General features: G+C 57.1%; 28 protein-coding genes and 2 tRNA genes. 12 read left to right on the top strand and 18 right to left on the bottom strand.

Annotated features, from left to right (window positions below; genetic code table 11):
• Positions 1–156 precede the first annotated feature (156 nt).
• The 8 genes from ACXAH3_RS08415 to dapF all read right to left on the bottom strand — a co-directional run bounded on the left by ACXAH3_RS08415 (position 157) and on the right by dapF (position 6,870).
• A complete protein-coding gene (locus tag ACXAH3_RS08415) occupies positions 157–954 on the bottom strand; it encodes a cytochrome c1 (protein WP_474861627.1) in 798 nt (265 codons plus the stop codon).
• Positions 955–968: 14 nt separating this feature from the next.
• Complete coding sequence (gene petB, locus ACXAH3_RS08410) at positions 969–2,282, bottom strand: cytochrome b (RefSeq protein WP_474861626.1); 1,314 nt, start codon at positions 2,280–2,282, stop codon at positions 969–971.
• 11 nt (positions 2,283–2,293) lie between these two features.
• Positions 2,294–2,860, bottom strand: coding sequence for a ubiquinol-cytochrome c reductase iron-sulfur subunit (gene petA, locus ACXAH3_RS08405; RefSeq protein ID WP_474861625.1), 567 nt, complete (start codon positions 2,858–2,860; stop codon positions 2,294–2,296).
• A gap of 321 nt (positions 2,861–3,181) precedes the next feature.
• On the bottom strand, positions 3,182–3,784 hold the full coding sequence (locus ACXAH3_RS08400; RefSeq protein WP_474861624.1) for a glutathione S-transferase: 603 nt from the start codon (positions 3,782–3,784) through the stop codon (positions 3,182–3,184).
• A gap of 3 nt (positions 3,785–3,787) precedes the next feature.
• Entirely contained in the window at positions 3,788–4,078 is a 291-nt protein-coding gene (locus ACXAH3_RS08395) for a hypothetical protein (protein ID WP_474861623.1), read from the bottom strand.
• A gap of 49 nt (positions 4,079–4,127) precedes the next feature.
• Positions 4,128–4,736 carry an FMN-binding negative transcriptional regulator gene (locus ACXAH3_RS08390; RefSeq protein WP_474861622.1) on the bottom strand — a complete coding sequence of 203 codons (609 nt, stop codon included), beginning with the start codon at positions 4,734–4,736 and terminating at the stop codon, positions 4,128–4,130.
• Positions 4,737–4,769: 33 nt separating this feature from the next.
• Positions 4,770–6,032, bottom strand: coding sequence for a tRNA (N(6)-L-threonylcarbamoyladenosine(37)-C(2))-methylthiotransferase MtaB (mtaB, locus tag ACXAH3_RS08385; RefSeq protein ID WP_474861621.1), 1,263 nt, complete (start codon positions 6,030–6,032; stop codon positions 4,770–4,772).
• 1 nt (position 6,033) lies between these two features.
• Positions 6,034–6,870: a diaminopimelate epimerase gene (dapF, locus tag ACXAH3_RS08380; protein ID WP_474861620.1), complete on the bottom strand. Its 837-nt coding sequence runs from the start codon at positions 6,868–6,870 to the stop codon at positions 6,034–6,036.
• 110 nt (positions 6,871–6,980) lie between these two features.
• Here dapF and ACXAH3_RS08375 point away from each other — a divergent pair.
• Positions 6,981–7,056: transfer RNA gene (locus ACXAH3_RS08375), tRNA-Lys, on the top strand.
• 148 nt (positions 7,057–7,204) lie between these two features.
• On the opposite strand, the gene ACXAH3_RS08370 is transcribed toward ACXAH3_RS08375, so the two are convergent.
• From ACXAH3_RS08370 to ACXAH3_RS08360, 3 genes are read right to left on the bottom strand one after another with little or no spacing between them, the layout of a single operon-like run.
• Complete coding sequence (locus ACXAH3_RS08370) at positions 7,205–7,396, bottom strand: hypothetical protein (RefSeq protein ID WP_474861619.1); 192 nt, start codon at positions 7,394–7,396, stop codon at positions 7,205–7,207.
• On the bottom strand, positions 7,396–7,611 hold the full coding sequence (locus ACXAH3_RS08365; RefSeq protein WP_474861618.1) for a hypothetical protein: 216 nt from the start codon (positions 7,609–7,611) through the stop codon (positions 7,396–7,398). Before ACXAH3_RS08365 ends, ACXAH3_RS08370 begins: the two co-directional genes overlap by 1 nt.
• A complete protein-coding gene (locus ACXAH3_RS08360; protein ID WP_474861617.1) occupies positions 7,608–8,318 on the bottom strand; it encodes a glycine zipper 2TM domain-containing protein in 711 nt (236 codons plus the stop codon). The genes ACXAH3_RS08365 and ACXAH3_RS08360 overlap by 4 nt, the downstream gene beginning before the upstream one ends.
• Before the next feature lie 300 nt (positions 8,319–8,618).
• Between ACXAH3_RS08360 and ACXAH3_RS08355 the strand changes: the two genes are divergently transcribed.
• Together ACXAH3_RS08355 and ACXAH3_RS08350 are read left to right on the top strand one after the other, a co-directional pair.
• Positions 8,619–9,758 carry a hypothetical protein gene (locus ACXAH3_RS08355; RefSeq protein ID WP_474861616.1) on the top strand — a complete coding sequence of 380 codons (1,140 nt, stop codon included), beginning with the start codon at positions 8,619–8,621 and terminating at the stop codon, positions 9,756–9,758.
• Positions 9,759–9,866: 108 nt separating this feature from the next.
• Entirely contained in the window at positions 9,867–10,343 is a 477-nt protein-coding gene (locus ACXAH3_RS08350) for a YqhA family protein (RefSeq protein WP_474861615.1), read from the top strand.
• 72 nt (positions 10,344–10,415) lie between these two features.
• On the opposite strand, the gene ACXAH3_RS08345 is transcribed toward ACXAH3_RS08350, so the two are convergent.
• The 4 genes from ACXAH3_RS08345 to ACXAH3_RS08330 all read right to left on the bottom strand — a co-directional run bounded on the left by ACXAH3_RS08345 (position 10,416) and on the right by ACXAH3_RS08330 (position 14,210).
• Positions 10,416–10,491 (bottom strand) — tRNA-Thr (locus ACXAH3_RS08345).
• Positions 10,492–10,657: 166 nt separating this feature from the next.
• Positions 10,658–12,133 carry a heme biosynthesis HemY N-terminal domain-containing protein gene (locus ACXAH3_RS08340; protein WP_474861614.1) on the bottom strand — a complete coding sequence of 492 codons (1,476 nt, stop codon included), beginning with the start codon at positions 12,131–12,133 and terminating at the stop codon, positions 10,658–10,660.
• Positions 12,134–12,143: 10 nt separating this feature from the next.
• Positions 12,144–13,445, bottom strand: coding sequence for a COG4223 family protein (locus ACXAH3_RS08335; protein ID WP_474861613.1), 1,302 nt, complete (start codon positions 13,443–13,445; stop codon positions 12,144–12,146).
• Between the two features lie 69 nt (positions 13,446–13,514).
• Complete coding sequence (locus ACXAH3_RS08330) at positions 13,515–14,210, bottom strand: uroporphyrinogen-III synthase (RefSeq protein ID WP_474861612.1); 696 nt, start codon at positions 14,208–14,210, stop codon at positions 13,515–13,517.
• Positions 14,211–14,288: 78 nt separating this feature from the next.
• Here ACXAH3_RS08330 and tsaD point away from each other — a divergent pair, with 78 nt between their 5' ends.
• Genes tsaD through ACXAH3_RS08305 form a run of 5 tightly spaced genes read left to right on the top strand, consistent with a single transcriptional unit; the run spans position 14,289 to position 17,470 of the window.
• Positions 14,289–15,395, top strand: coding sequence for a tRNA (adenosine(37)-N6)-threonylcarbamoyltransferase complex transferase subunit TsaD (gene tsaD / locus ACXAH3_RS08325; protein WP_474861611.1), 1,107 nt, complete (start codon positions 14,289–14,291; stop codon positions 15,393–15,395).
• Entirely contained in the window at positions 15,392–16,339 is a 948-nt protein-coding gene (locus ACXAH3_RS08320) for an NAD(P)H-dependent glycerol-3-phosphate dehydrogenase (protein ID WP_474861610.1), read from the top strand. Before tsaD ends, ACXAH3_RS08320 begins: the two co-directional genes overlap by 4 nt.
• Positions 16,340–16,612, top strand: coding sequence for a YciI family protein (locus ACXAH3_RS08315; RefSeq protein ID WP_474861609.1), 273 nt, complete (start codon positions 16,340–16,342; stop codon positions 16,610–16,612).
• On the top strand, positions 16,612–17,028 hold the full coding sequence (locus tag ACXAH3_RS08310) for an EVE domain-containing protein (RefSeq protein ID WP_474861608.1): 417 nt from the start codon (positions 16,612–16,614) through the stop codon (positions 17,026–17,028). Before ACXAH3_RS08315 ends, ACXAH3_RS08310 begins: the two co-directional genes overlap by 1 nt.
• 52 nt (positions 17,029–17,080) lie before the next feature.
• Complete coding sequence (locus ACXAH3_RS08305) at positions 17,081–17,470, top strand: DUF1761 domain-containing protein (protein WP_474861607.1); 390 nt, start codon at positions 17,081–17,083, stop codon at positions 17,468–17,470.
• 254 nt (positions 17,471–17,724) lie between these two features.
• Here the strand turns inward: ACXAH3_RS08305 and ACXAH3_RS08300 are convergent, their stop codons facing one another.
• The gene (locus tag ACXAH3_RS08300; RefSeq protein ID WP_474861606.1) at positions 17,725–18,066 is read right to left on the bottom strand and encodes a DUF2853 family protein; all 342 of its coding nucleotides are present in this window, start codon (positions 18,064–18,066) and stop codon (positions 17,725–17,727) included.
• Between the two features lie 158 nt (positions 18,067–18,224).
• Here ACXAH3_RS08300 and lysM point away from each other — a divergent pair, with 158 nt between their 5' ends.
• Together lysM and ACXAH3_RS08290 are read left to right on the top strand one after the other, a co-directional pair.
• Positions 18,225–18,641, top strand: a complete 417-nt coding sequence (gene lysM, locus ACXAH3_RS08295) for a peptidoglycan-binding protein LysM (RefSeq protein WP_474861605.1) — start codon at positions 18,225–18,227, stop codon at positions 18,639–18,641.
• Positions 18,642–18,819: 178 nt separating this feature from the next.
• Positions 18,820–19,053: a hypothetical protein gene (locus tag ACXAH3_RS08290; RefSeq protein WP_474861604.1), complete on the top strand. Its 234-nt coding sequence runs from the start codon at positions 18,820–18,822 to the stop codon at positions 19,051–19,053.
• Here ACXAH3_RS08290 and ACXAH3_RS08285 read toward each other — a convergent pair.
• The gene (locus tag ACXAH3_RS08285; protein ID WP_474861603.1) at positions 19,021–19,776 is read right to left on the bottom strand and encodes an extensin-like domain-containing protein; all 756 of its coding nucleotides are present in this window, start codon (positions 19,774–19,776) and stop codon (positions 19,021–19,023) included. The two genes, ACXAH3_RS08290 and ACXAH3_RS08285, sit on opposite strands and share 33 nt — an antisense overlap.
• Before the next feature lie 10 nt (positions 19,777–19,786).
• Complete coding sequence (gene ahcY / locus ACXAH3_RS08280) at positions 19,787–21,172, bottom strand: adenosylhomocysteinase (protein ID WP_474861602.1); 1,386 nt, start codon at positions 21,170–21,172, stop codon at positions 19,787–19,789.
• 86 nt (positions 21,173–21,258) lie between these two features.
• Here ahcY and ACXAH3_RS08275 point away from each other — a divergent pair, with 86 nt between their 5' ends.
• Both ACXAH3_RS08275 and ACXAH3_RS08270 read left to right on the top strand, forming a co-directional pair.
• Complete coding sequence (locus ACXAH3_RS08275) at positions 21,259–22,224, top strand: glycosyltransferase family 8 protein (protein WP_474861601.1); 966 nt, start codon at positions 21,259–21,261, stop codon at positions 22,222–22,224.
• Entirely contained in the window at positions 22,221–22,817 is a 597-nt protein-coding gene (locus ACXAH3_RS08270) for an HD domain-containing protein (RefSeq protein WP_474861600.1), read from the top strand. The genes ACXAH3_RS08275 and ACXAH3_RS08270 overlap by 4 nt, the downstream gene beginning before the upstream one ends.
• The last annotated feature ends 8 nt before the right edge of the window (positions 22,818–22,825 follow it).

Below are 22,825 nucleotides of genomic sequence, written 5' to 3'. Positions count from 1 at the left end.
GCCACGAGAAGTGCGTTCTTAAAAATTGTAAACATATCGAAATGCAATCAATTGCCGTTTGTTTTTCAGTGCATCCTAGGAATGTGCAACACCCTCGACAACAAACAAAAAAGGGCGCCTTGCGGCGCCCTTCTCTATTTCCTCAAAACCCTACGCTTATGCGTCGAATTTCTTGCCCTTGTGCGGAGCCCAAAGCTTCTTGTTCGTCAGGTACAGAAGCGAGGTCAGCAGGACCAGCATCAGGACCGAGATAAAGCCAGCTTGTTTGCGGGCCATCATCTTGGGTTCAGCTGTCCACATCAGGAAGGCTGCAACGTCTTCGGCCAAGTGGTGGGCCGAGTTGTTGTGGCCGTCGTCATAGTCGACCGAGCCATCTTCCAGCTGCGGAGGCATCGAGGTCCAGCCGCCCGGGAACACGTCGTTTCCGTTCAGGTACTGGCCAGCGACTTCCTGTTCCTTGCCGTTAAAGCCGGTCAGGAAAGCTGTGATGTACTCAGCGCCACCCATGCCTTTAACCAGCTGGTTGATGCCGGTGCCGTAGGGGCCGTGGAAACCCGCGCGGGCTTTCGCCATCAAGGACAGGTCAGGACCCATGCCTTCACCCGATACGGTCGGGAAGAAGTCAGCCGGCGTACGTGCGCGGTCGTCGTCAAGTTCCGGATCGTAGATGGTGAAGTTCTCGGCCGCATAGGCGCGCACTTCGTCCTCGGTGTACTCGGGGCCACCTTTGTCCGACAGGGTACGCAGCGGTACGTAGCGCAGACCGTGACAGGCCGAGCAGACCTCTGTGTACACTTTCAGGCCACGACGCAGCTGTTCTTTGTCGAATTTTCCGAACGGTCCCTCGAACGAGAAGGCCGTATCGTGAACGTGACCGCCGTCTCCAGCCGCCTGAGCCGGACCAGCGGCCAGACCCAGAGCGATGATTGCGGATGCTGTGAGTTGTTTGATCATTGTTTTCGATCCTCTCACTCGGCTGCGCCGGGATAGTGGGCTTTGAAATCTTCCTCGATCGTTGCCGGAGGTGTGGCCGGTTTTTCAAACAGACCCAGAAGCGGCAGGATGACAAGGAAGTAGGCGAACCAATAGGTCGACGCGATCAGCGAGATCGTGGCGTAAGGTTCGTCAGTCGACTGAGCACCAACCCACATCAGAACGACGAAGTCGATCAGAAGCAGGCGATACCACCATTTGAAGGCCGGGCGATACTGACCCGAGCGCACCGACGAGGTGTCCAGCCAAGGTGCCAGTGCCATCACAAGGATAGCGCCGAACATGGCCAGCACGCCGAAGAACTTGGCGTCGATGATACCACCGGTCACGAAGCTGACCAGCTGCACAACCCAAACGTCTGCGGTGAAAGCACGCAGGATCGCGTAGAAGGGCAGGAAGTACCATTCCGGAACGATGTGTGCGGGCGTCGCCAGGGCGTTTGCCTCGATATAGTTGTCGGGGTGACCCAGATAGTTCGGCATGAAGCCAACGATGGCAAAGAAGCCGATCAGAACCAGACCCAGCGCGAACAGATCTTTGATCACGAAGTAGGGCCAGAAAGGCAGGGTGTCTTTCTTGGCTTCTTCTTTCGAACCACGGCGCACTTCAACACCGGTCGGGTTGTTGTTGCCCGTAGTGTGGAAGGCCCAGATGTGAACGGCGACAAGCGCGGCAATCACGAAGGGCAGCAAATAGTGCAACGAGAAGAAGCGGTTCAGCGTGGCGTTATCCACAGCAGGTCCGCCCAGCAGGAAGGTCTGCAACGGCTCGCCGATGAACGGGATCGCACCGAACAGACCGGTGATAACCGTAGCCCCCCAGAAGGACATCTGACCCCAAGGCAGAACGTAGCCCATAAAGCCGGTGGCCATCATCAGAAGATAGATGATCATGCCGACAATCCATGTGACTTCGCGGGGCGCCTTGTACGAGCCATAGAACAGACCGCGGAAGATGTGGATGTAAACAGCCAAGAAGAACAGCGATGCACCGTTCATGTGGATATAGCGGATCATATGACCGCCGTTCACGTCACGCATGATGTGTTCGATCGAGGCAAAGGCCAGATCAACATGCGGGGTATAGTGCATCACCAGAATGATGCCGGTGACGATTTGCAGCACCAGGCAGAACGCCAGAACGATGCCCCAGATCCACCACCAGTTCAGGTTTTTCGGGGTGGGGATCATCAGCGTGCCATAGGCAAGGCCAACGATGGGCAGACGCTCGTCCAGCCACTTTTCAAAGCCGGTTTTCGGCTCGTAGTGATCGTGAGGAATTCCAGACATGTAAGCCTCCCTTATCCCAGTTTGATCGTCGTTTCGTCGACGAACTCGGCGACGGGAACGGGCAGGTTTTCAGGTGCCGGACCTTTGCGGATACGGCCCGAGGTGTCATAGTGCGAACCGTGGCAGGGGCAGTACCAGCCGCCGAACTCGCCAGCGCCGTCGCCCAGGGGCACACAGCCAAGGTGGGTACACACACCCATCATGACCAACCACTCGCCAGCTTCGTCCATCGCACGGTTCTGGTCGTCAGCCGACAGATCCGCCGAGCGGTTGTCGTTGCGAGCGAACCCGTCGATCAAGTTGTCAGCGGTGTTATCCGCACGTGCTTGTTCAATTTCTTCCGCAGTACGGCGGCGAATGAACACCGGCTTGCCCAGCCACTTCACGGTGATCTGGCTGCCAACGGCAACGTCAGCAATATCAACGCGGATCGAGCTAAGCGCCCGAACATCGGCAGAGGGGTTCATTTGGTTGACGAGCGGCCATACAGCAGCACCAGCCGTTACGGCTGCGGCGCCACCGGTCGCATAATAAAGGAAATCCCGGCGGGTCCCTTCGTGGTCGTCGGCGTGTGACACGAGCGCATCTCCCTAGCTAGGTTGCAATATGGCAACCGACACGACTTAAGACCGCCCTTGCAAGCGGTCCGTTTCGCGGCTGTTTAGCTAAGGAAACGCGCCCAGTCCAGAAGTCATTGGGACGCAGGGGGTGGTTTTCAAGGATATGGGACCCTGAAAACATGCTGCAACTGCACTGTTGGCGCGAACATCTGGTTTGTTAGGGATAAATTAGCGCAAGTTTACTTTCGCGCCCCTGACTTAAATCAAACGACGCGCGACGATCCGACGCGTGAGTCGTTTAGGGGTAGATCAGGGTGCGTGCCCCTCAGCACATCTAGCTCAAACCGGCTTCGTTGCCTTCATACTCTCCCGCTCGCAGAACACCGCGAACCAGTCGTCCAGCGCGTCGCGGCCCTTGCGCCAGCCGCGGGCGTCGTGGCGGAAGTCCAGATAGCCCAGCGCGCAGCCGACGGCGATCTGGCCCATGTCCAGCGGGCCGGACAGGTGGCTCATCCAGCGGGAGTTCAGCGCATCCAACGCGCCTTCAATCTTGCCCCATTGGGCGTCTAACCAACCACCGAATTGCATATCTTCGGGGCGGCAGCGGTTCTCATAGACCATCAGTACGCCAGCATCCATAATCGCATCGGCGGTGGCTTCCAGTGTCAGGACCTCCCAAATTCTTGCGTCGGGATAAAGTTTTCCACCAGCCCGCGCATCCAGAAAGCGGGTAATAACTCGGCTGTCATAGAGCGTAGGCCCATCTGGGCGGATCAGCGCGGGAATTTTAGACAAGGGGTTTGCGGCCGTAACCGTCGGGTGCGGCGCGGTGGGTGACGACACGACGTCTATTCGCTCAACATCATCCTGTTGACCCGTTTCATGGATCAAAACCCGCACCTTGCGCGCAAAGGGCGACGGATCGGCCGAGATCAGCTGCATGTCTTATACCTTCCGGAATCGAATGCGCGAGAGCCCAACGGCGTCGATCTCGATCCCCGGTCCATTCTCGCCCAAACGGATCACGCGACGCATCCTTGCGGTGGCGTTCACCTGCTCGTGCTCGTCGGATTTCTCGCGCCGCGCGGTCAGCCCTTCGGGGGCCTCGTCCAAGGCATCTTCCACACGTTGATCCCGCCGCCCACGTTCAACCGAACGGGCGATGGCATAGGTGGTTAGAGCAACGGCGCCATAGCGCAGTGCAACAACTGCAATTGGGGCAAGCGGTAAAGCCATAGGATCCTCCTTACATAGAAATGTAGGGATGCCGGGCGCTTATGTCCACTTACGCAGGCGGATCACCCATCAGCTTGGCGATTTCGGCAAGCTCTTGCCCAAAGCCTGTGTGCATCTGCGCCGCCGCTGCTTTGCGCACCGGAACGTCCTTGTTTTGACCCAGCTTCCATGTACCGTCGATCGTCTCAACCTCAAGCTTCATAGGGACAATCATCCGCTCCATCTTGGTGATCGCTTCAGGCGTCATCTTATCAAAGGTCCACGGGGCTTTCCCCTCGATCCGAGCCTCATAGGCAGCAGCCTGACGCACCAGAATGTCATGCAGCGCGTCCTGTTCCAACGGCACCAACCGCCCGCGTAGATGCACGGCGACATAGTTCCATGTGGGCACCTGATCTGCGGCCCCATACCAATCGGGCGAGACATAGCCATCGGGGCCAGTGACGGCGATTGCTGCGTTCAACTCGCCCATCCGCGCGATGGGATTCGAGCGGACCAGATGAAACTCGGCCAGTGTACCATCATCGGACAGCAGAAACGGGATATGCGACAGAAGCGGTGCATCGCCCGCAACACAGAGTGTACCAAAGGCACGGGTCTGGGCGAAAACGATGTTCTGGTCGCGCTGACTGCGACGAAAGACAGGATTGGGGTGCATGGTGGGTCCTCTGGCAGTGCTGAGGACAGGTGATCAGACAACCAGCTGTTTGTCTACGATCCGTGTTGGCGTGGCCGTGACCAAAGCGCCTTCTTCCCGTGGGGTGCTGAAAACCACTTCGGCAAATTGGGTGGTACGACCCATCGTCGGATTTTCCATCAAGATCTGATGCTCTTGCCCAACTTGCGCCTGCAAATGCCTTTGCACCTGAGCATCCCCGGCCGCTCTCAGACGCGCCGCGCGCGCTTTGATCACGTTGCTATCCACTGTGTTGGGGATTTTCGCCGCCGGCGTCCCTTCGCGCTTTGAATACGGGAAGACGTGCAGCCATGTCAGGTCGCAGTCCTCGACCAGCTTCAAGCTGTTTTCGAAATGCGCTTCGGTCTCGGTCGGGAAGCCTGCAATAATGTCAGCCCCGAAGGTGATGCCGGGGCGCAGCTTGCGGGCCTCTTCACAGAAAGCAATCGCATCGTCGCGCAGATGGCGGCGCTTCATCCGCTTCAGAATCAGGTCGTCACCGTGCTGAAGGCTGAGGTGCAGATGCGGCATCAAACGTGGCTCGGACGCGATGGCCAGCATCAGATTCTCATCCGCTTCAATCGAATCGATCGAACTGATGCGCAGGCGCGGCAGATCCGGGACCAGTCGCAGGATGCGCATCACCAGATCGCCCAAACGAGGCTCTCCGGGCAGGTCAGCACCCCAGCTGGTCAGATCCACGCCGGTCAGCACGACCTCGTTGAAGCCACGATCCACAAGACGCTTGATCTGATCGACCACAACACCTGCCGGGACAGACCGCGAGTTTCCACGGCCATAAGGAATAATGCAGAACGTACAGCGATGATCGCAGCCGTTTTGAACCTGCACATAGGCGCGGGACCGCGTTCCAAACCCATCAATCAGGTGGCTGGCGGTTTCAGTCACCGACATGATGTCGTTGACCTGCACACGCTCGGTGTCTCCGATCAGGTCAGGTGCAAGGCCCGCCCATGTCTCGGGCGACATTTTTTCGTGGTTGCCAATAACCGCGTCGACCTCGTCCATATTAGAGAACGTCTCGGGTTCTGTCTGGGCGGCACAGCCGGTAACGATCACCTTCGCGTCTGGGTTTTCTCGACGCAACTTGCGGATTTCCTGACGAGCTTTTCGCACGGCCTCGGCGGTTACTGCGCAGGTATTTACCACCACGGCGCCTTCGACGCCCGCCTCGTCTGCCAGGCGTTTCATCGCCTCGGTCTCATAGGCGTTCAGGCGACAGCCAAGCGTCGCAAATACAGGGGGTTTCGCGCCCATCTTACAGCCCCTTCAGAAAGGCTTGCGTCAGCTGTCCGCTATACACAAAAGCGGTGGGGCCGGTCATCCAGACGCCATCCTCGCGCCAATCCAGGGTCAGCCAGCCGCCATCCAGCTCCATCCGCACGCGCTTGTCGGTCAGACCGCGCTGATGGGCAGCAACCGCGGTGGCGCAAGCGCCCGAACCGCAAGCCAGTGTAATGCCGGTGCCACGCTCCCAGACGCGCATGCGAATCTCATCCCGTGCGCGGATCTCGGCAAATTCTACATTCGTGGCCTCTGGGAACAGCGGATCGGTTTCAAATCCCGGCCCGATGCCAGCGACGTCAACAGCATCGGCATCCTCGACAAAGAACACGCAATGCGGATTGCCCATACCAACGGCGACGGGATCACCGTCCAGCGGCAGGTGCTGCAGATCCACGTCTTGCGACAAAGGCACCGTCTGCCACGTCAACTGAGGCTGGCCCATATTCACAGAAATCAGATCCCCCTCGGCACGCGCTTCCAGCACACCGCGCGAGGTACGGATGGTCAGGGCATCCTTGCCGGTCTGCTCCATCATATAACGCGCCACACAACGGGTCGCGTTTCCACACGCCCCGGCCCGAATGCCATCTGAATTCCAGAAATCCAGATCAATATCCGCCACGTCCGAGCTGCGAATCTCGGCCAGCTGATCAAAGCCAACGCCGCGATTGCGATCGCCCAAACCAGCGGCCAGATCACGAGTCACCACAGCATCGCGCCCCCGTGAATCAATCATCACGAAGTCATTGCCCGCCCCATGCCATTTCATGAACTCAAGGCCATTCATATGTGTCTGCGTATCCGCCATGTGCCGCGATATAAGCCCTTGGCAAAACTTTTGCCAGAGATCGTGCAGATTCATTCGAAAATGGGGTTGACCCCGCCCGCCCGTCCCTTTAGTCACCGCGCTCACAGAGTGGGCCGTTAGCTCAGTTGGTAGAGCAACTGACTTTTAATCAGTGGGTCGAAGGTTCGAATCCTTCACGGCTCACCACTTAAACCAAAGCCTTAGGCGGAAACGCCTGAGGCTTTGTTTGTTTCTGGGACATCATCGGGGCAAAGTTCAGGGCATTTGTAGCCCGCAAACGCAAACAGGCAGAGCCTTTGCTCTGCCTGCGGTAAGCTTTGAAACTGGAGCTGTGTCAGGTTCCGCGGATGAACGGGAACGCCAAGAAATAGTACCATTGATACAGCCAGTGGCGATCCGATACGTCCACGCGCGATACCTCGCACGTGCCTTCGGTGCAGTCCCCACTTGTTTCATAGGGTAGCTGTTGCGCGCTACAGGCGGAAAGGAACGCACAAAACCCGATCAGGATGATCTTGCTGCGCATCAGTTCTCCAACTCCTGTACGGCTTCGTCACGCACTTCTGCCAAACAGGCCTCGTATGCGTTGGCAAAGCTGTTCTCAAGCAGGTTCTCAAGCGTCGCGGGGCGTTCGGCCGCCGAACAAGGATCGTCCAGTAACTTCGTAGGAGGAGTACAGGCCGCTACTGTGGTCAGAACTGCTCCAACCAAGACTACGTTTAGACTACGTGCAAAGGTCATGTCAGCGCCTCCAACTGAAGCAGGTTCTCGTTAAACTCGGAAATCATGGCAAGCTGGGTCCGCAGTTCTTGCTCCAACTGTTTCTGCGCATCGGGCTGATCGTCATAGATCGGCAGGATCTCTTTCAGCGCCAGCGCACGCGAAACGGCGTGATTCTTGAACTCGCCCAACTGCGCCACAGTGTCAGCGTCAACCGTCTGTGCCGGAGCATCCTTAGCCGCATCCATCATCTTGTTGGACAAGATCAAGTCGAAGCGGGTGTTCTTGCTGTCAGTCCGAACTGACGCCAAAACTTGTTCCAGCGACCAGCGGCGGATCAAATAGTTCTTGTGCTCTAGGATCAGGTTCGATGCCACCTGAGTACCGCTTTCCGCACCGATCATACCGCCAATCACGGCACCGCCTGCGATCAGCGCAGGATCCGCATCGATGATCAGGCCAAGCAAGGCCCCACGCAACGCGCCGCCAATGGCGCCGTTCTGGCGGGCTTCACGTGTCAGCTGATCATAGTCGCCCGCACGTGCATCAATCAGATCTTGTGCGTCTTCAACGGCAAGATACCGCACTGACCCAGTTAGCATTGGTGTGGTCGACATGGCCTTGGCAGCAGGCTCTGTCTGGCTATTGGACGCCTCGTTGCTAACGCAGCCGCTTAGCATCAGCGTCACAGCGGCGCCCGCAAGGCCCATTTTTGGCAGGTAGTTCATCCCCAAGATACCCTATCTTCGTTATAAGTTTGTACTTTAAACTATCGTCCCTCAGACATACGGAAACACCGCAAAAACACAAGCACTCAGATCCCCTATTGGGCGAGTGCTTCTGAGCCCTTGCAAGGAAATTGCCGCCATATCATTGATTTTCCCGCAGTTTCGACGCATTCTGCCTGAAATTCTGACTTAATTTCATCTTAGAGATTTTGTGGTGAAATTTCGTTCGGTGCAATCTCTCGTTCAATTTGGGGCGGGCGAGTTCTGATTGTAGTTGTTGATGATTTGTGGGTTATACGAATGGGTACGTATCAAGAGCGGCATTTTCCGATTTCAACTGCCTTCGTGTTTGGCGGGGCGGCATGCCTGTTTTTGACGGTTGCCGTGGCTGCTTCAAATCTGTTGATGCCTGAATCGTCAGCCCCCAAGACGACCTTCCAGCAACCTGACCCGGCCCAAAACCCAGCCGAGGTCGCGACCATAACAGCCAAACCTGTGACCGCAGCCGCAGCTCCGGAAATCTCATCCACCGAACCTGAATTGGATACGTCACCCGCAACACCCAAGGTCGAGTATGTTAACCTTGTTGAACCCGCACAGGTGCTTGCGGTTTCAGATGGGTTGTCGGCCCCGGGCATTGTGGCATCTGCGCCAAATCTGGCTTTCAGCTTCACCCCAATCTCGCGCAGCACAGATTGGCAAAACGTCCGCTCAGTCGCCACACCCGAGATTCTTGCATCGCTCGGCGATCTCGAGCTTTCGACGCCTGCACTGCACGATGTCTCGGTTCCTCTTTCTGATCAACGGGCCCGCGTCACATCAGAACTGCTGCCTGCGTTGCAGTTTGACGACGCCTCTGGTGCTCCGGCGCTGTTCAAGACAGCCCGCCCAACGATCCAGAACGATCCGACAGCGCACCGTCTGGCCTCGCATGGCCCAACAACCGCCGAGACCTTGTTTCCAAGCGTTTTGATGGATCCTCTTCCCGAACAAAAGGGTGTTGAACTGCCAATAGTTGTGTCGCCCCAAGGACCAACTGAAACGGCCCAAATCGCGCCTATTCAAGAACCATCTGCTCCACCGGAAAGTGCGACAGATACGCCGATTTACACGCTTAAACCTCTTCCCCGTCCGGCCCAGCGCCCGGTCGTCGCCGAGAAGCCAAAAGAAGTCGAACCCAAACCAGCAGCAACTAAAGCTGCCGCCATCAGCGAAGTGTCTGTGGCAGGCAGCAAACGCGTTTCTGTTGTGGGCGTTTTCCAAACACGATCCGCCTCATGGGCCTTGCTGGCGCTTGAGAACGGCCAGATTGTAAAAGTGACCAACGGCACGAAGCTCAGCAACCTGCGTGTCTCGCGCATCCGCGGGGATAAAATCTGGATCCGCGTTGGCAATGCGGAAAGAAGTCTGCGCGCGGGTGAGGTTATTCGGGTAAACTGACGGGCCGACACATCGGCATAACCCTGTAGCAACCAAACCTGCATTCACATGAGTCTTTGCTTGACGTCTGGCCGGGTCCTGCGCACACAGAGCCAAACGGAGCAGACAATGAGCAAACTTCTTGGCGCAAGCCGCTTTCTGGTCATCTTCGCTGTGATCGGCGCACTTCTGGCGGCGACCACGTTGCTTGTCTACGGGCTGATGGCCACCTTTCAATTGATCTTGGGCACCATCCAAGCGGGCGAGTTGTCACGCAAGGTTGCCAAGGCGCTGACGCTTGAGTTTATCGAGATCATCGACCTGTTTCTTCTGGGAACAGTGTTCTACATCGTCGCGATTGGTCTTTACGAGCTCTTCATCAGCACAAACCTAAAGCTTCCAAACTGGCTGACGATCAACAACCTTGACGACCTGAAAAACAAACTGATTGCGGTGGTCATTGTCGTTCTTGGCGTGCTGTTTCTGGGTCAAGTGGTCAGCTGGGATGGTGAACGCGATCTGCTTGGATATGGCGTGGCGATTGCCCTTGTCATTGGGGCGCTCACCTATTTCCTGTCGCAAAAATCGGGCGATAAATCAAAGTAAGGTCAGCGTGCGAAACCGTCGACCAGCCATTCACGACCGGACATTTCCTGATCCAACATTGATCTGAGGAAGTGGTGCCGCTGATAGGACTTGAACCTACGACCCCATCATTACGAATGACGTGCTCTACCAGCTGAGCTACAGCGGCCCACATATTGCCGGGCGTCATGCACCCCGCAGCGTTGGGGTTTTTAGACCCGACATGATCTTTGCGCAAGTGAAAAGGCTGCGGTGATCCGTGGGATGTCCAATGTGTTAGACGCGGGTTTGGAATACATCAGGCGGCAAGATTATTTCGCCGCCTGATTTGAGCTTTATGCGGCCGGCTTATCGTCGGCTTCCTTAACGACTTCGCCATCCAGAACAGTGGCTTCTTCGGCGACCTCTTCAATATCCTCGACCTCGGGCGCAGGTGCGTCGCCGACCACCAAAGGCAGCATCTCGGCCCCGGTTGGAACCGCACCTTCGGCCTCGGGTGCAGGTTTCCACGCCAAAGTGTCAAACCCGTCGCAGTTGTTACAGACCGGCAGCCAGGCGGCATGCACATGGTTGCAGCTTTCGCAAACCCATTGCGGCCCTCGCGGTGCCGTTACGGCCCGCGCCAACACTGAACGCACATCGTGATCCGAGGCACCCTCGCCCCGTTCGATCGCCGCCAGAAGAGTCAGCGCACGCTGGGTTGGCAGCGTGTCTGGCAAATCGCCCAGTGCTTTACGCGCTGCGGGGTAATCCTCGGCTGCGATATTCAGCTCAGCAACCAGCATCCGGGTTTCCGGGTTGCCGTCCTGATACTTGGTCAGGGCGCGGAACCGTTTGATCCGTTCTGCAGGTGACTCATCCGGGGCGATATCTGCAAAGGCAGCGGCCAAATCTGGGTGAGGCTGCGCCGCCCATGCTTTGGACAACACGCGCGCTGCATTCTTGGGTTTGCCATTCTCAAGATAACCGCGGGCGGCCATGACGGCGGCGGGGACCAGATCCGGCGACAAGCGGTTCGCCTCGATCGCGGCGATACGGGCTTCGACAGGGTTACCGTCTTTCATCACGCCTTTGGCCTCGGACAAAGCCAGAACCGCGTCGCGACGCTTGTGTACATCACGCGGAAGGGTGCCATACTTCAGCTTGGCCCCCAACGTTTTGCGTGCACCAGCCCAGTCGTTGTTTTGCGCCTGAAGGCCCAGCAGCACATCCTGCGTTTCGGTATGACGCGGTTTCAACGCAAAGGCCTTTTCGGCCAGCTTCATCGCGGTTTCGGTGTCACCCTCTTCAAGCTTCTGCTTCATGATCCCGCGCACGCCGACAAACTGCGTGCGTTCATCCTTCAACAGCCGCTTATAGACCTGAGCAGCCTTGCGTTTGTCGCCTGACATCTCAGCCGCCTGAGCGGTCAGAAGGTTGGTCAGTTCAGGGCGGCGCAGATATTTCTCGGCCCGGGCAGCTTTCGACATCGCGGTCGAGCTTTCACCGGATGCAATTGCCATCATACCCTCAGCCAAAGCCTCGTACCCCTTGCGCTCGCGCGAGCGGTCGAAATAGCGCGAAATCGCAGTTTCGTCGCCATTCACAAAGCGTACAAACGCGACGATCAAGCCGAACACGATCAGCGCCAGCCAGATGGCAATCACCAGAAGCACCCCAGCGATCACGGCCTGCAGCGGCTCCATGTTGAACTCGGTTCCACCCACGGCAATGCGCACACCGCCATCCGTTTCCATGAGAATTCCGGCACCCAGCGTCAAAAGCGCAATCGCTGCGATGAAAAGGACAATCTTAATCAAAGACCAAAGCATCGGCGTATCCTTAATTCGTGTTCAATTGCTGGGACAGTTCGGTCGCGGCGGCCAAGGCATCGCGGCGCGCGTTAGCGCTGGCAATCCATGGGGCCAACGCGGGCTGTCCGGCTTCGGGCATGGCGGCCAGTTCGGCCAAAGCAGTGTCCAGCTGACCCGCTTTCAGCGCCGCCTCGGCCCGTGACAGGATGGCGTCGGGGTCGTCGCCCTCTTTCGGTTCCAAAGACCGTGTTCCCAGTTGCGTGCGGAAGAACGCTGACACCCGATCCATCGTGCCGCCCTCTACGGCAGCCCGAATGGCCGCATCAAGCGATGCGCGTGCGGCTTCTGGGAAGCTGGCTTGAAGCGCTTGCTGGGTGGCGACACCATCTGCGGCAATCGAGGACAGAGCCTCCGGCGCATCAAAGCCAGCATTCTCGGTCAAATCAAAGAGCGCATCCCCAAAGGGTTGGCCGGTCTCAAGCGCAGCGTGTACGCGCGACATAGCGGCGCGAGCGGCGGCGGCACGAGCGGTTTCGGCGGCCGAAACCTCTAACGTCTGGGCGTCCTCTTTCTGGCTGGTGATCCGCGCAAGCTCGGCATCCAACATCTGGCGCATCTGCTGCAATTCGCGTTCGTAAGCGGCGGCAGCAGCGGCAGCGGCTTCCATGCCTGATCCCTGAGGCAGCTTTTCAACCGTATGAATACGGTTCTCAAGCTCGGTCAATTGGGTGGTCATGCCGTCCAATTGCGTGCGCAGCTCGTCCAATGTGCCAGTTGTCTCACCCCGCAATTGATCAACCGCATCATCGGCGGCCAATGCCTCAATGCGGCTTCCCTGGTCGGCGTTGTTGCTTTCCAGACCAGCGATACGGTCCTGAAGTGCAGCCATTTCTGCGATCATCGGATCTTCAGAAGGCTGCGCGAACGGCCATTGATCGGGGAAACGCGCGGCGCCAAAACCAATCACTGCAGCGGCGGCACCACCCAACACAAGCGGCACAAAGCTTGAACCGCTTTTCTGTTCTGCGGCAGGTTCTGGATCAGCCCAAGGCTCTATCTCGTCCTCTTCCAACGCCTCGCCTTCTGGGCCCTCGTCAGCGCTTTCCGTGATCTCACTTTCATCTGCGAAGCTCTCTTCTGCAGACGCGCCATCGGTATCTTCGCTCGCTTCTTCATCCCCCTGCATGGGTTCCGTCACGGCGTCACCTTCGGTCGGATCTTCGGGGGTGTTTCCCTGTTCCTCGTCCAGCTTGGTTTCTTCGACGACCACGGCGTCTTCCACCGCTTCCGTCTTTGCCTTGGCTGTTTTCGGGGACTTGGCCAATGTCACGAACCTCTCGAATCTCACTCTCAAATGCTGCAGCTGCGTAGAACAGCCTACCGCCTGCCTTAACGTGGCTCAAGCGGTGTGACTGCGCAACGCTGCGACAATCCCTCTCACCATCGCGTCCCCCGTGGGGGCTTCGACGACCATGGCAGGTGTACCGGTTGTGTCATACCACGCATTCGCAATTGCGTCGCTCATGCCAATAACGTGGAGCTGCGCCCCCGGTTTCACAATGCCTTCCCCAACCAAACGTGCCGAGCGGGGCGAAAAAAGGGGAAGCACAGCAGGGTCTTCCCCTTCCAACACAACACGGGCGCGTTCCGAAAGCGGCTTTGTAACTTGTGCGTAAACCTGATGATCGCGACACGAATGCCCCAATGCAATCAAATGAGACGTGATATCGACAGCTTTGTGAGACCCACACAGGTGGATATAATCCGCGTTCCGGGCCTTAAGCGCGCTCAAAAGCTCTTCGGCATTCATCGCGGTGGTCAGAACCTTGGCCCCACGCGCCTTCGCGGCCTCTGCCGTCCGCGCCCCAACGCAATGAGCAATGATGCCTTTCAAATCACCCCGCACCGCATGTTCCGAGGTCAGGATCGCCTCAACCCCGCAAGGCAAGGTTGGCCAAGCGCTGAACGCTTCGATCTGAATAATCGGAGAAAACACATGCGGAACCGGCTGCCCAAACGTCTCTTCAACGTTTTCCAATACCCGTCGTGCCGCGGGCAGCGGGCGCGTCAAGATAAGGATCGGGGTTTTGGACATAAACGCTGCCGGGATTGTCTGCGAACTGTCTTGGTGTTACCCCGAGCCGACCAATCCCCGCAACAGATCGCTTGACCGATGACCAATTCAGATCAAACTCTTACAGTTCTTGGGCTGGAAAGCTCGTGCGATGACACCGCCGCCGCGGTGGTGCGTCACGTGCCCGGCGAAGCGCCCGAAGTGCTGTCATCGGTGGTCGCAGGCCAGACCGAGCTGCACGCGGATTTCGGAGGTGTCGTGCCCGAGATCGCCGCGCGGGCGCACACGGAAAAGCTGGATGGCTGCGTGGAACAGGCTCTAATTCAAGCCGATATGGCGCTTTCTGATATCGACGCCATTGCTGTTACTGCTGGTCCCGGCCTGATCGGAGGCGTGCTGGCAGGCGTCATGTGTGCCAAAGGTCTGTCGATCGGATCGGGCAAACCCCTGATCGGTGTGAACCATCTTGCAGGCCACGCTCTGACCCCACGCCTGACGGATCAAGCTGCTTTTCCGTACCTGATGCTTCTTGTTTCGGGTGGGCATTGTCAGTTTTTGATTGCCAAGGGTCCCGAGGATTTCACTCGTCTTGGCGGCACCATCGACGATGCTCCGGGCGAAGCCTTCGACAAAACTGCCAAACTACTTGGACTTCCTCAGCCCGGCGGCCCCTCGGTCGAGGCCGAGGCCAAGAACGGCGACCCCAAACGTTTTAAATTCCCACGCCCTCTGCTGGATCGCCCCGGCTGTGACATGAGCTTCTCTGGCCTGAAAACTGCCCTGCTGCGCGAACGTGACCGGCTGGTGGTTGAACATGGCGGGCTTCGCGTGCGGGACCGTGCCGATCTGTGTGCAGGCTTCCAAGCCGCCGTGCGCGATGTTCTGGCCGAAAAATCTCGCCGTGCGCTGAAGGAATACTTGTCCCTCGACCCCAGCCAGCCCGCCTTGGCCGTGGCAGGCGGTGTTGCGGCAAATATGGCCATTCGCGGTGAATTAGAGACTGTTTGCGCGAAACACGACACTACGTTCCTTGCCCCCCCTCTTGCGCTTTGCACCGACAACGCGGCGATGATCGCTTGGGCCGGGATGGAACGGTTCCGCGCGGGTCATCAAGACGACATGTCCTTGCAAGCCCGCCCCCGATGGCCGCTTGACGGGCAAGCCCCCGCAATGTTGGGATCGGGGAAAAAGGGGGCGAAGGCATGAGCATTTCTGTTCTGGGCGCAGGCGCATTCGGCACAGCCTTGGCGATCTCGCTTGCGCAAGATGGCCGCGCCGTAGGACTGTGGGCGCGCGATCCGGGCGATATGGCGACCGCGCGTGAAAACACCCGCCGCCTACCTGGTTTCGCTTTTCCCGACAGCCTGACTGTGTTGGAGCAAATCGAAGACACCCAAGCGTCCGAGATCATCTTGCTCGCCGTTCCCATGCAGAAATTGGCCAGTTTCTTGCAGGAAAATGCCGCGCTGTTTCAAGGCAAGACGCTTGTTGCCTGCTGCAAGGGGATCGACCTGAAAACAGGGCTCGGTCCGGCTGAGATCATTCAAAGCACCTGCCCCAATGCCATTCCTGCGATCCTATCCGGCCCCAGCTTCGCGGTCGACATCGCCGCCGGTTTGCCCACCGCGCTGACCTTGGCCTGCAAGGACGGTGAAAGCCTGCAAGCCGCCTTGTCCACCAAGAATATCCGCATTTACCGCACAGCCGACCTGACCGGAGTCGAGATCGGTGGCGCGCTAAAGAACGTCGTCGCCATTGCCTGCGGAATCGCCATCGGCGCCGGGTTGGGCGAAAGTGCGCGCGCTGCGTTAATGACCCGCGGTTATGCCGAAATGCAGCGCTATGCCGCCCTGCAAGGCGCGCAGCCGGAAACACTGGCGGGGCTGTCGGGCTTTGGGGATCTGACTCTGACTTGCTCGTCCGAAAAATCCCGCAACTACAGCTTCGGTCTGTCGCTTGGACGCGGCGATCCCCTGCCCGAAGGCACCACAGTTGAAGGGCGCGCGACGGCAAAAGCAGTCTCTAACCTTGCGCTAAACGCCGGAATTGAGATGCCCATTGCCCAGATGGTTGTGGCCGTGCTGGACAATCAACTAACGATCGGACAGGCTGTTGAAAGCCTTTTGTCCCGACCCTTAAAGGAAGAATAAATGCTCGTAGCGTTGATTTGCACTGACAAACCCGGTGCCATCGAAACCCGAAAAGCCAACCGAGATGCGCATCTGGCCTATATCAAGGACACCGGTGTTGTTGCACAGGCAGGTCCGTTCTTGGATGCGGATGGCATGATGTGCGGATCGCTTGTGGTGCTGGACGTCGTCGATATGGCCGCCGCGCAGGCATGGGCGGACAATGACCCCTATGCCAAAGCCGGTCTGTTTTCCGATGTGCGGATCGAGCAGTGGAACCGGGTGGTCGGCTGATGGCGTATTGGCTGTTCAAATCTGAAGTCTCGACCTGGAGCTGGGACCAGCAGGTCGCCAAGGGTGACGCGGGCGAGGAATGGGACGGCGTTCGCAACTATCAGGCGCGCAACCAGATGCGCGCCATGAAAATTGGCGATCTTGGCTTCTTCTACCACTCGCAGAAGGAAAAAGAGATCGTCGGCATCGTCGAAGTTATCGCCGAAAGCCACCAAGACAGCACCACCGACGATGAACGCTGGGATTGCGTAGACATCAAAGCGGTGCGCGCGCTGCCAAAGCCAGTGACACTGGCCATGTGTAAAGACGATCCGCGTCTGGCCGATATGGTTTTGGTGAACAACACCCGCCTGTCCGTCCAACCCGTGACTGACGCGGAATGGAATATCGTGCTGGAGCTTGCGGGCGACGCTTGACAAACCCCCTGCCGGACTGGTCGCATAAAACAGTCGAACAGGAGGATATCTTATGTTGGAAGTCATTCTTGCCGCAATCGCCGGCTATGCCTTCGGCGCGGTATGGTACATGACCCTTGCAAAACAATGGGTTGCCGCGACAGGCATTCAAACCGACGCGGATGGCAAACCGCTTAACTCGTCTGATCCAAAACCCTATGTCGTCGCATTTCTAAGCGCTATCGTTGTTGCCGGAATGATGCGGCACATCTTTTCGATGGCGGGTATTGATGGGATCGGCAAAGGTCTGATCACCGGGCTTGGCCTTGGTCTGTTCGTGGTTGCCCCGTGGATGATCAACAATATCATGTTCAGCGACCGCTCGAAATCGCTGATCTGGTTGGATGGAGGCTATGCCGTGGGCGGTTGTGCCGTCATCGGGTTAGTTCTGGGCGTGATGTGAAAACAAGAAGGGGCCCGACGTCTCGGACCCCTTCTTCACCCCACGTGCTCCCTCAGCACCACACGTGTCTCTGAATATATAAGGTCCGACCGTCCTGGTCTTCGTAGATGAAACTAGCCTATGCCCTGCCCCCTAGCAATCGAATTGCCTCTAAAATACCATTCAATTGCAACGGGTTACGCTTAACATTCCCTTAACATGCGAAAAGCGCGACCGGATGGCCGCGCTTTGAAGGATCAAACCTGTCCGGCAAATTAGCCGTAGACAGACTCTTTTCCGAACTGCTTTACCAGCATGTAATAAACCACGGCGCGATATTTATTGCGCTCGCTGCGGCCATAGGTGTCGATCGCCGAGTTGATGGCATCCATCAACTGCGGACCATCTGCCAGGCCCAGCTTCTTAATCAGGAAATTGTTTTTGACGGTCTCAAGTTCGCTTTCCTGACCGGCAGCAACAGTGGACGCATCGGCGTTATAGATCGCCGGGCCGCAACCGATGGTCACTTTGGTCAGAAGATCCATATCCGGCGACATGCCACACTTGTTCTTAAGATCGTCCGCATATTTCGCGATCAGATCGTCACGCTTTCCCATTTCTGTCTCCCAATTTTATGGTGGTTCAATTACGTCATCGAAACTTTAGGCGGAAACATGGTTTCCACAAAGGAAAAGTTTGCCGTAGCATTCCCCCTAGGTTTTTCCGCCTATCTAACGCAGGATGACCGCGACACAGATTACTCAAGGAGAGAACAATGGGTCTTTGGAGCTTCGTAAAAGGTGCGGGTAAATCGCTTTTTGGCGGTGATGAAGCCGCATCTGCAGACACTCTGAATCAAGAAGTTGCCGATTTGGGCATCGACACATCGGGTCTGGACATTCAGGTCGAGGGTGAAAAAGTCACCGTCAAAGGCGGCGAGAACCTTAGCGCTGAAGACCGCGAGAAGGTCATTCTGGCGGTTGGCAATGTCGAAGGCGTGGCCGAGGTTGAAGCCGATCTCGAGAACGAACCGACGTTCCACACCGTCGAAAAAGGCGACACGCTTTGGGCGATTGCCGAGAAGACAATGGGCAACGGCGCACATTACACCAAAATCTTCGAAGCCAACAAACCAATGCTGTCTGACCCCGATAAGATCTATCCCGGTCAGAACCTGCGCATCCCCAGCTAATCTTAGCTGAGTAGACCAAGTGATTGCGGCCTCGTTCACGCGGGGCCGCATTTCAATGAGATCCGCGAGGCCTATGACCAGATCTCAAATCCGACCCCCGTTCCATATTTGAATAATATGCCTGACCAATGCAGGCAGCGCTCAGATCTATACCAAGCGCTAGGACCTGAAGCACTACATGGGTGACGGTCAACAGGCCAAGATTATACATAAGAATAAACTGCTGGCAGAGGCTGGCGCGGGCGAAAACGCCGTTGCCATTGCCATGCATGAAGCTCTGAAGAACCCGGACAAATCGATCCTGATCAACATGCCGGGACGTGGCAATAAAGACATCGATCATGTGGCCGAAAACTTCGGATTTAGCGTCCCTTTTTCTTTACCTGCAGAAACCCCAACCGGTGGATTGTAGATGAAAATGATCCGCGTGTAGCCGGTTATACTCTGGCCCCAATACCAGCCGGAACCAACGACAAGACCCGCGCCAAATGTCATGCATGAATGCAGCCTCAGCGCCAGTGCCTTTCCAATCTCGCAGCAATGTCAGCCTGCGCCCATCCGCCAGACGCACCCCGGTAATATCGAACGCGCGCGCCGTCGCGTGGCTGCTCCACGCGCTTTCCGCCCCGCGTGATGTGCGCATCTTACGACAATTGTAGCTACCAATATGCAAAAGCTGCGCCACATCCGACCCCAGATGCTGACGTGCTGCGGGCTGGACGTCATGATGCTCCCACATGGCCAGGCGCAAAGCCGTATCGCAGCGCGTCTCGATGGGGGGAACCCGCGCGCCCACCAAAGATGACAGGCTGCCTCGCTGCGCAATTCCGCAATGCTCGCCCGAGATAAGAGGCTCCAACGTCGAGAACGAAACCCCCGCCTGCGCCAACACGGCCCTGCACGTCGCCTCGTCTCGCGTTGCCATCTGCAACTGCCAGCGGGTCACAGGCGTTAACGGCGCGGTGATCGACAAAGGGCGCGTAGGGTTCCAATGGTCTGGCAGCACACTGTCCGGGCGCAGCAATACCCACATCGCAACAAGCGCCAGAAATGAGTTGGACAACACCGAGGACAAAAGAAAAAGCGCCGCCCGCAAGACAAACGGGCGGCGCTTTTTGGTGTCTTCTTCTTCCATTGCCGGACGATTAATAGCGGTAATGCTCCGGCTTGAACGGACCATCGACCGATACGCCGATGTAATCTGCTTGCTCTTTGGCAAGGTTCGACAGTTTCACGCCGATCCGGTCCAGATGCAGACGGGCGACTTTTTCGTCAAGATGCTTGGGCAGGATGTAGACTTCGTTGTTGTACTCATCCCCTTTGGTCCAAAGCTCGATCTGAGCCAGAACCTGGTTGGTGAACGAGGCCGACATCACGAAGGACGGGTGGCCGGTGGCGTTGCCGAGGTTCAGCAGACGTCCTTCCGACAGAAGGATGATGCGGTTGCCCGAAGGCATCTCGATCATATCCACTTGGTCCTTGATGTTGGTCCATTTGTGGTTCTTCAGGTTTGCCACCTGAATTTCGTTGTCGAAGTGGCCGATGTTGCCAACAATTGCCATGTCCTTCATCGCGCGCATATGCTCGATGCGGATGACGTCTTTGTTGCCGGTGGTTGTGATGAAGATATCGGCGTCTGCGACGGCATCTTCCAGCGTCACAACCTCGAACCCGTCCATAGCGGCTTGCAACGCGCAAATCGGGTCGATTTCGGTCACTTTAACGCGGGCACCTGCACCGCGCAGCGACGCGGCCGAGCCTTTGCCGACATCACCATAGCCACAAACCACAGCAACCTTGCCGGCCATCATCGTGTCAGTGGCGCGGCGGATGCCGTCGACCAGCGATTCCTTACAGCCGTATTTGTTATCGAACTTCGACTTGGTGACCGAGTCATTCACGTTGATTGCCGGGAAGGGCAGCTGGCCGTTCTTCACCAGATCATACAGGCGGTGCACGCCGGTGGTGGTCTCTTCCGAGACACCTTTGATCTGATCGCGCATCTTGGTGAACCAACCCGGGCTGGCGGCCATACGCTTCTTAATCTGCGCGTGGATGACTTCTTCTTCCTCGGATCCGGGAACGCCCAAATCTTCACCTGCTTCGGCGCGGGCGCCCAGTAGGATGTAAAGCGTAGCGTCGCCGCCATCGTCCAGGATCAGGTTCGGGCCTTCTGGGAACTGGAACGACAAGTCCAGATAGTCCCAGTGTTCTTCCAACGACTGACCTTTGATGGCGAAGACTGGAACGCCAGCCTGCGCAATTGCAGCCGCAGCGTGGTCTTGGGTCGAGAAGATGTTGCAGGACGCCCAACGCACATCCGCACCCAAAGCAACCAGCGTTTCGATCAGAACAGCGGTCTGAATGGTCATGTGCAGCGAGCCAACGATCCGCGAACCCGACAAGGGCTTGCTGTCGCCATATTCGTCTCGCAAAGCCATCAGGCCTGGCATTTCGGTTTCTGCGATGTTCAGCTCTTTGCGGCCAAACTCGGCCAGAGCAATGTCTTTTACGATATAATCTTTGGTCATATTAAACTCCGGCAATTCACGTTTGCCGGAGGCCTATCATTCAATTATCAAGCAAGCAACACATACCCCAATCCGAAGGGTTCACCTTGTCAGACGCCTCAACACCTCGAATTTCCGCGGTACATCGGAATGCTGTCTTCATCACCTGCGATGAAAACTACTTTCCATACGCTTTATTTCTGGCATCTGAAATCTCGCAGGCAATTCCCGAACGAAAGTTCGACATCTGTATTGTTCACGAAGGAAACGCCCCGAGTCATCCACTGATTCAGATGCATGATCTAAGGATTATCCCGTTTAGTATGCAGGACCGATTAACTGGGTTAAGCGCCAACCGGCATCTCAGCATCGCAGCCTTTCAACGCATTCTTGTGCCCGGGATGCTTCAGAACGACTATGACCGTTTGCTCTATCTTGATGCGGATATCAGGTATCAACGCGGTGATTTGCATAAATTGTTTGAACTTGATCTAAACGGGCACCCAGTTGCGGCGATATTGGATGCCTATCAGCATCGCAAAATGAACCGCCACATGACCGAGTTCAAAGTCGCAGGCCTAAAGCCAGCACGCTATTTCAACTCTGGCGTCATGCTGATCGACGTCAAAGCCTATAACGACCAGAAGATTTGCGAGCGGGCAATGGAATTTGCCCAACGCAACGATCCCAAACTGAGCGTTCAGAACGACCAAAGCGCGCTGAATCTGGCATTGTACGATAATTGGCTTGAACTTGGCCCTGTCTGGAACTGGCCCGCCGGTCACCAATATGTCTCTTTCCGACACTTCGTGGATCCGTGCTTTGTGCACTTCATTGGGAAACGTAAGCCCTGGAATGACGCTTCGGGTTATCATGCCGCGGTTGATGCAAACGCATATCGCCGCTTTATCCAGACACATTACCCTGAACGCCTTTCGACATTTCCAGCACGCCATGTCCACGACAAAGGCGCCTGGAAATGGCCCCTCCTTTTCCTGCGTCAAGCAAAGGACTACTACCGCATTCGTCCCTATCTGATGCGTTTCTCAAATGATGACTTCGAGGTAAAATGACCCGCAAACCCCGCGCTTGGCAAAGAATGCTTTCTGGTCGGCGGCTGGATCTGCTGGACCCGACCCCCGTCGATATCGAAATCGAGGATATTGCCCACGGGCTTGCCTTTGTCGCGCGCTGGAACGGGCAGACATTTGGGGATTTTCCTTATTCTGTGGCCGAGCATTCGCTGCTGGTCGAGGCGCTTTTTTCTCGGATGAACCCCAAAGCTCCGACAAAATGGAAACTGGCCGCGCTTTTGCACGATGCGCCAGAATATGTGATCGGCGACATGATTTCACCGGTGAAAGCCGCGGTTGGCCCGGGATATAGCGAGCTGGACGACCGACTGACCGCCGCAATCCACATCCGCTTTGGCCTGCCCGCGAAGATCCCCGCGACCGTGAAAAAGGCGATCAAACGGGCGGACAAGATCTCGGCCTTTCTTGAGGCGACGCAGATTGCAGGGTTCAGTGTCGAGGAAGCCGGGAAATTCTTTGGCGTTCCGGATCCAACCGTGACAAATGGACTGAATATCGCCCTACGTCCTCCCGCCGAAGTGCGCACGGAATTCACGGCGCGGCACACCGAATTGCTTGAGCAGCTGGGATGATCATAAAG

The organism is Aliiroseovarius sp. ABM4_368, assembly GCF_056161205.1.
Note: the sequence above shows the minus strand (reverse complement) of the source record. Positions and strands in the feature narration are given on the sequence as shown.